Source organism: Actinotignum sp. usb-actsch-213, assembly GCF_059085665.1.
Genome location: NZ_JBHNSQ010000035.1, coordinates 212,630 through 219,146, shown reverse-complemented (window position 1 = coordinate 219,146; position 6,517 = coordinate 212,630). Strand labels below are relative to the sequence as shown.

The window sequence follows — 6,517 nt, the reverse complement described above, 5'->3', positions numbered from 1 at the left end:
CCGTCGTCGCCCAGCCATGCAATGGATTCCGGCAGCTCGGGAATATCGCGGGCGAGGAAACGCGAGCGGGCCAGGATAAGGGCGAGGCGGTGCGCGACGGGCCCGCCGTCGCGCAGGGTGCGCATATACCAGGAGGTATCTCCCATTTTTTCTGAAAGCACCCGGAAGGCGAGGAGGCCGGCATCCGGCTCGGGCCCTTCGGCAAACCACCCGAGCATCACGGGAAGGAGCTGGCGGGCAATGGCCGCACGACGACTATTTCCCTCGGTCAAGGCGCGGATATGGCGTAACGCACCAGCCGGGTCACGGTATCCGATACTGGCGAGGCGGCTGCGGGCGGCTTCGGGGGCGAGCGAAATATCATCAGCGGCTAGCTGCGCAGCGGCGGGAAGGAGGGGCCGGTAGAAAATATCTTGGTGGAGTTCGCGCACCTCCCGGCGTACCTGCGCGAAGGTATCGGTGAGGGCCGCGGCGTCGGGTAGGCCGAGGGAGCGGGCCAGGCGGCGCAGGTCGTCTTCGCGGGTGGGAAGCACGGCGGCCCGGCGCAGCCGCACCAGTTGGGCGCGGTGTTCCAGGCAGCGCAGCCAGCGGTAGTGGTGGTCGAGGCGGGCGGCATCGGGGCGGGAAATATATCCGCCTTCGGAGAGGCGCGCGAGCGCCGTGGTGGTGGTGGCCGAGCGGATGGTGGTGTCCACGCGCCCGTGCACGAGCTGGAGGAGTTGGACGGTGAATTCCACGTCGCGCAGGCCGCCCGCCCCTAATTTGATATGGCGGTCGCGTTGGGCGGTGGGGATATGGGCTTCCACGCGGGCGCGCATGGCTCGGGCGTCGGTGACGAAGTTGTCCCGGGAGGCGGCGTTCCAAACGAGCGGGGCGGTGGCGCGCAGGTAGTTGTTACCGAGTTCGCGGTTGCCGGCGGCCACGCGGGCTTTGAGGAGGGCTTGGAATTCCCAGCTTTGGGCCCAGGTGGCGTAGTAGTCGAGGTGGGAGGCGAGGGTGCGCACCAGGGGGCCGGTTCCACCTTCGGGGCGCAGCGCGGTGTCAATGGTCCACAGGGCGCTTTCGGGGCCGGGTGCGCTGATGTATCCGGCGAGGGTGGTCGCCAGGGCGGTGCCGATCTCCAGGGCTCGTGCTTCGCTGACTCCCGGGCGTGGTTCGGTGATATAGACGACGTCCACATCGGAGGCGTAATTGAGTTCCCCTCCCCCGGTTTTCCCGAGCGCGATAATCGTGAAATCGACGGCGTTGGCATCGGGTACCCGGGTGCGGGCGAGGTGGAGGGCGCCTTCCAGGGTGGCGCAGGCCAGGTTGGAGAGGGTGACGGCCACCTCGGGCAGGCGAGCAGCGGGATCGGGCAGGGTGAGGTCCCAGCCGGCCAGGGTGAGGATGCGGGTGTAGTAGTGGGCCCGCAGCGCGGCAATAGCATCCTGGAGGTCACTGCGGTTCTCGCGCGAATCGCTCCCGGCCTCCGGCCCTGCACCGGTCACAGGACTCGTCCCGGCGCCGGTCACAGTTCCCGTCCCGGTACCTTCCACGGCGCCCGCGAGCCAGGGTGCCAGGGCGGCGCGCATGGCCGCGCGTTCATCCGCCTCGCTCAGCAGGGCGCGTGCTTCGGCTTCTTCGGCGGTCCCGCCTAGTTCCTGGGCGGCTTGGGGGTGGCGGACCAGGTGATCGGCCAGCGCGGTGGAGAGCCCGAGCACGGCGAGCAGGCGTGGCCGGGCCGCGTCGTCGTTCCCTACGCCCTCCCGCCGGTTTAAGCCGAGCCGCGCGCAGGCCGCAAGCGCCCGGTCCGGATCCGCTGCCTGCGCGAAATCCTCCGGCTGCCAGGCACCGGCCTCCAGCTCCGCGGCGGCGCGTTCGGGGGCTGTGAATCCGCAGCGCCGGGCCCGCTGGGCGAGGGTGAGACGTCGCATACCCGCTCCCCGCGGCCCTAGCGATCCGCCCGGAAACGCGCGCGTTCCAGCGGGGTGACCTGGGCGCGGTATTCGGCCCACTCGGCGCGTTTATCACGCAGGAAGTAATCGAAAGCGTCCTCGCCCAGAATCTCCGCAACCAAATCAGAACTTTCCATGAGTTTAAGCGCGCTATCCAGGCTCCCGGGCAGGGATTCGATACCGAGCACGGAGCGTTCCATATCGGTGAGGAGGAGGACATCCGTATCGGCCGGGTCAGAAAGATCGTATTTTCCTTCGATTCCGGCCAGGCCCGCGCCCAGCACGGCCGCAAAAGCCAGGTAGGGATTGGCGGCCGTGTCCAAGGCGCGGTATTCCAGACGCGCGGATTGCGGTTTGGTGGGCTTGTATTCGGGCACCCGCACGAGGGCCGATTGGTTACGCGGCCCCCAGCACACGTAGGGCGGGGCTTCTCCGCCACCCCACAGCCGCTTATAGGAATTAACATGCTGGTTGGTGACGGCGGTGATTTCGCGGGCGTGGCGCATGAGCCCGGCCAGGAAACGCCGCGCCGTGACCGACATCCCGAATTGGCCGCGCGGGTCGTGGAAGGCATTTGTTTCGCCTTCGAAAAGTGAGAAGTGGGTGTGCATGGCCGAGCCGGGCCAGTGCGCCAGGGGTTTGGGCATAAAGGATGCTTCCACCCCGTGGCGCAGTGCCACTTCTTTAATAATGACGCGGGCGGCCATAATGCTATCGGCCATCGTGAGGCAGTCGGCGTAGCGCAGATCCACTTCCTGCTGGCCCGGGCCAATTTCGTGGTGGGAAAATTCCACGCTGATCCCCACATCTTCCAGGGAGAGGATCACATCGCGCCGGAAATTATGGGCCACCGAGCGGGTGACGTAATCGAAATAGGAGGCCGAATCAATCGGGGTGGGTTCTTCATCATCGCTGGCGCCCGGCTGGAAGAGGTAAAACTCCACTTCCGGGTGGGCGTAGGCGGTGAAGCCCAGATCCTCGCAGCGGCGCAGGGTGCGCTGGAGGATAGCCCGCGGGTCGGAGCGGGCCGGTTCGCCTTCGCGGGTGAGGATATCGCAGAACATGAAGGCGGCGTCGTCGCTCCCATCCACGCCACGCAAGACCGCAAAGGTCGAGGCATCCGGGCGCGCAATCATATCCGATTCGTAGACGCGCGTGAGGCCTTGGATGGCCGAGCCGTCGAAGCCAACGCCCTCCGCAAAAGCGTTATCGAGCTCCACGGGAGCTACCGCCACGGATTTGAGGGTGCCGACGATATCGGTGAACCACAGCCGCACGTAGCGGATACCGCGGTCGCTTATGGTGCGAAGGACGTGTTCTTGCTGGTCATCCATGGCGCTTCATCTTTCCGTATTTTTCGGGGAGGGTCCGTTAGTTTCGGCGATTTCGGTTATGCGTTCGGGCGCGGTCCGCTAGTTCCGGGCAATGCCCGTTATGTGTGCGTGCGAGTGGAAACGGGGAGTAATCCGCGCACGAAACGCCGCAGGTGGCGCCGCCGCGCGTGCGGAAGATCGTGGGCGAGCGGGTGGGAACGGAACCGGGTTTCCAGAACGCTCAAGGCTTCGCGCAGCTGGTACCAGTTCGTGATATCTTCTCCGGCCAGGTGCAGCCACGGGAGAGCAGCGCCGACGTCGCGCATATCCCGCGAGTTAATTCTCTCGAGAGAACGAACCCATTCATCGGCACATTCCAGGCCGTAGGCCCAGCCCACATAGGAGGCGAGGACCTCCGCGCTCACCCCGGCGAAACGGGGCGCCGCGGTGAGGAAGCGCCGGAAGCCTTCCACCTGATCGGAGGCCACCACCCCGTTCGGGGTGAGGGAAGAAAAGTTGAGGAGGCCGACGAATCCGCAGAACACCAGCCAGCCGCCCACGATGAGCCAGTACCAGGACAGCTGGAAAGCCAGGGCCCCGATAAAAGCCAAGCCCGTGAGCGCGATGCCCCCGAAGAAAAGCACGGCGGCCAGCGAGCCCACCAATTCGCGCCCGTGGTGGTACCAGCCGCGCCGGGAGACCACTTCCGCTTTGCTATCGCGCGCGATGGCGAGGGCGAGGCGGGTGGAGAATCCCTGTACCCGCAGCACCGGGCGGGAGGCGGCCGGCAGCCCGGCGTTTTCCATCGCGGTGCGATACGAGCGGTCATCAAAGGGTTCGGATTCCCGGAATGCTGCCGATTCGGCGCTTTCCGGGGAGGCCAGGGCGGCCAGGAAGCGTGCCTCAAAAGGTTCGAGGGTGGAGGTATCGGCTTCGGTGAGGGAGATGGTGATCATCTGGCCGCGCAGGGCCGGATCCCGGAAGAAGTCAATGGTGAGGAATCCGCGGGCGGCCAGGTCGAGGAGGGTGGTGATGGCGGCATCGTCCGCGGCGTAGTGGCGGTGCATAAAAGCCCCGAGGGCGGCGGGCATCTCCGGCGGAATAGTGCGTACCGGCGGGCGGGTATGCGGGCGGCGCCGCCGGTAATTATGGCCGGTCACCCCGGCCGGTTCGCGCGGATATACCCCGCGCGGCAGATCGGCATATTCCCGACTGGGGATGAGCGCCAAGCACATAATGACCAGGGCAGTCACCCCGATCCCTAAGGCCAACCAGAATTCCAGTGCGTTCATGGACACCAGCTCAAGCAAGGGTTCCACAGTCACCTCCTCGCACCTAGCGTACCGTGCCAACAGGCCCGCGGTACGTGCGAAGTGCGCGGGGACTCGCACGCGGCACGGTGCGTAACACCGCGCAGCGTCCGCGTTCCATCGCGGGCGCGATGATGCACCGGCGCGCGTGACCTAGTACTCTAAGCCATAGATATCGGGAGGTAATCATGACGGAGTTCTCACCGGCACGAATTCGGGTACAGCACCTGAACGAGATGGTCGCTAACGGAGAGGTGCTCACGGCACTCACCTGCTATGACGCTCTAACAGCGCGGATCTTGGACGCGGCCGGAATCGATATTTTGGTGGTGGGTGATTCCATTGGCAATACCGCCCTGGGATTCTCCTCTACTATCCAGGTCACCCTGGAAGATATTGAACGAGCCACCAGCGCCGTCATGCGCGGCACCACCCGGGCTTTTATTATTGCCGATATGCCCATGGGCACCTACGAAGAAAGCCCCACGCAGGCTATCCGCACCGCTATCCGCCTGGTGCGGGCTGGGGCGGACGCGGTGAAACTGGAAGGCGGGGAAGCTTTCGCCCCCACCGTCGAAGCCCTCACCAAGGCCGGGATTAACGTGGTGGCCCACGTCGGTTACCGCCCCCACGCCGATGCCGCCCTGGGTGGCCCGCGGGTCCAGGGCCGGGATGAAGAAGAAAGCGAGGCCATTATTGATGACGCGGTCTCGCTGGAGAAGGCCGGAGCTATTGCCGTCGTCGTCGAAATGGTACCCGGGAAACTCGGAGCAAAAATTACCGAGATTCTTTCGGTTCCCACCCTCGGAATCGGGGCCGGGTATCGCACCTCCGGGCAGCTGCTGGTCTGGCCGGATATGGCCGGGATGACCGAATGGCAACCCTCCTACGCCAAGCGTTTCGGCGAGGTGGGTGCGGCGCTGAGCAATGCGGTCACCGCTTTCCGCACGGCCGTCAAGGGCCGGGAATTCCCCGATAAGGAGCACAGTTTCTAAGCCACTACAATGGTGGCTATGAGTCTTGCAGCACGTGCGCCGCTCGGTACGGCGCGTCCCGGAAAGATTTCGCCGCGCCGTAAAGTTCCGGCTTCCATTGAACGCCCTGAATATATGTTCCATGACGGGCCGGAAGTGATCACCGCCTCGGACGTGAAAACCGAGGAGACGATTGAGCGGATTCGGGTGGCGGGAACCATTGCCGCGGATGCCATGTACGAGGCCGCCAAAGCGATCCGCCCGGGCGTGAGCACCGATGAGCTGGACCGCATCGCGCACGAATACATGATCGATAACGGGGCCTACCCCTCCTGCCTGGGCTATATGGGTTTCCCCAAGTCGATCTGTACCTCCGTGAACGAGGTTATCTGCCACGGCATCCCCGATGACCAGGTACTACGCGAGGGCGACATTATTAATCTGGATGTCACGGCCTATAAGGACGGCGTGCACGGGGATACCAATGCCACCTTCGGCGTGGGCGAGATCGACGAAGAATCCCGCCTCCTCATCGAACGCACCGCTACAGCCACCCTGCGCGGCATTAAAGCGGCACGCCCCGGGCGCCAGGTCAATGTGATCGGGCGGGTCATCGAGTCTTACACCAAGCGTTTCGATTACGGGGATGTCCGGGATTTCACCGGGCACGGTGTAGGCGAAGCTTTCCATTCCGGCCTTATTATTCCTCATTACGACGCCGCACCTTTGCACGGGGAAACTATCGAAGAGAATATGGTCTTTACGGTCGAGCCCATGGTGACCCTGGGAACTATCGACTATGAGATCTGGGATGATGACTGGACCGTTGTGACCAAGGATCGCGGGCGCACCGCCCAATTCGAGCACACCATCGTGGTGCGGGAAAGCGGACCGGAAATCCTCACGCTGCCCTCCGATCCGAATCTTGGGCTGCGGCTCTAGGCGGGTATACGCTGCGCGGGCCGCGGGGCTGGCTACGGCGCGAG

Annotated in this window: 5 protein-coding genes; 2 read left to right on the top strand and 3 right to left on the bottom strand. The window is 64.8% G+C overall.

Annotated elements, in window-relative coordinates; genetic code table 11:
* The 3 genes from AC5RK6_RS04510 to AC5RK6_RS04500 all read right to left on the bottom strand — a co-directional run.
* A partial coding sequence (locus AC5RK6_RS04510; RefSeq protein ID WP_493926367.1) for a bifunctional [glutamine synthetase] adenylyltransferase/[glutamine synthetase]-adenylyl-L-tyrosine phosphorylase occupies nucleotides 1-1,913 on the bottom strand: 1,913 nt, incomplete at its 3' end.
* A gap of 17 nt (nucleotides 1,914-1,930) precedes the next feature.
* Nucleotides 1,931-3,268, bottom strand: a complete 1,338-nt coding sequence (locus AC5RK6_RS04505; protein ID WP_087070665.1) for a glutamine synthetase family protein — start codon at nucleotides 3,266-3,268, stop codon at nucleotides 1,931-1,933.
* Nucleotides 3,269-3,366: 98 nt separating this feature from the next.
* On the bottom strand, nucleotides 3,367-4,566 hold the full coding sequence (locus tag AC5RK6_RS04500) for a DUF2207 family protein (RefSeq protein ID WP_026428803.1): 1,200 nt from the start codon (nucleotides 4,564-4,566) through the stop codon (nucleotides 3,367-3,369).
* Between the two features lie 179 nt (nucleotides 4,567-4,745).
* Here AC5RK6_RS04500 and panB point away from each other — a divergent pair, with 179 nt between their 5' ends.
* Both panB and map read left to right on the top strand, forming a co-directional pair.
* Nucleotides 4,746-5,552, top strand: coding sequence for a 3-methyl-2-oxobutanoate hydroxymethyltransferase (gene panB / locus AC5RK6_RS04495; protein WP_087070664.1), 807 nt, complete (start codon nucleotides 4,746-4,748; stop codon nucleotides 5,550-5,552).
* 9 nt (nucleotides 5,553-5,561) lie between these two features.
* On the top strand, nucleotides 5,562-6,473 hold the full coding sequence (map, locus tag AC5RK6_RS04490; protein WP_087070663.1) for a type I methionyl aminopeptidase: 912 nt from the start codon (nucleotides 5,562-5,564) through the stop codon (nucleotides 6,471-6,473).
* The last annotated feature ends 44 nt before the right edge of the window (nucleotides 6,474-6,517 follow it).

Excerpts from the sequence above, each read along its gene's own strand:
- map (WP_087070663.1), top strand. The coding sequence starts at position 5,562 with ATGGTGGCTATGAGTCTTGCAGCACGTGCGCCGCTCGGTACGGCGCGT.
- panB (WP_087070664.1), top strand. The coding sequence starts at position 4,746 with ATGACGGAGTTCTCACCGGCACGAATTCGGGTACAGCACCTGAACGAG.
- AC5RK6_RS04505 (WP_087070665.1), bottom strand. The coding sequence starts at position 3,268 with ATGGATGACCAGCAAGAACACGTCCTTCGCACCATAAGCGACCGCGGT.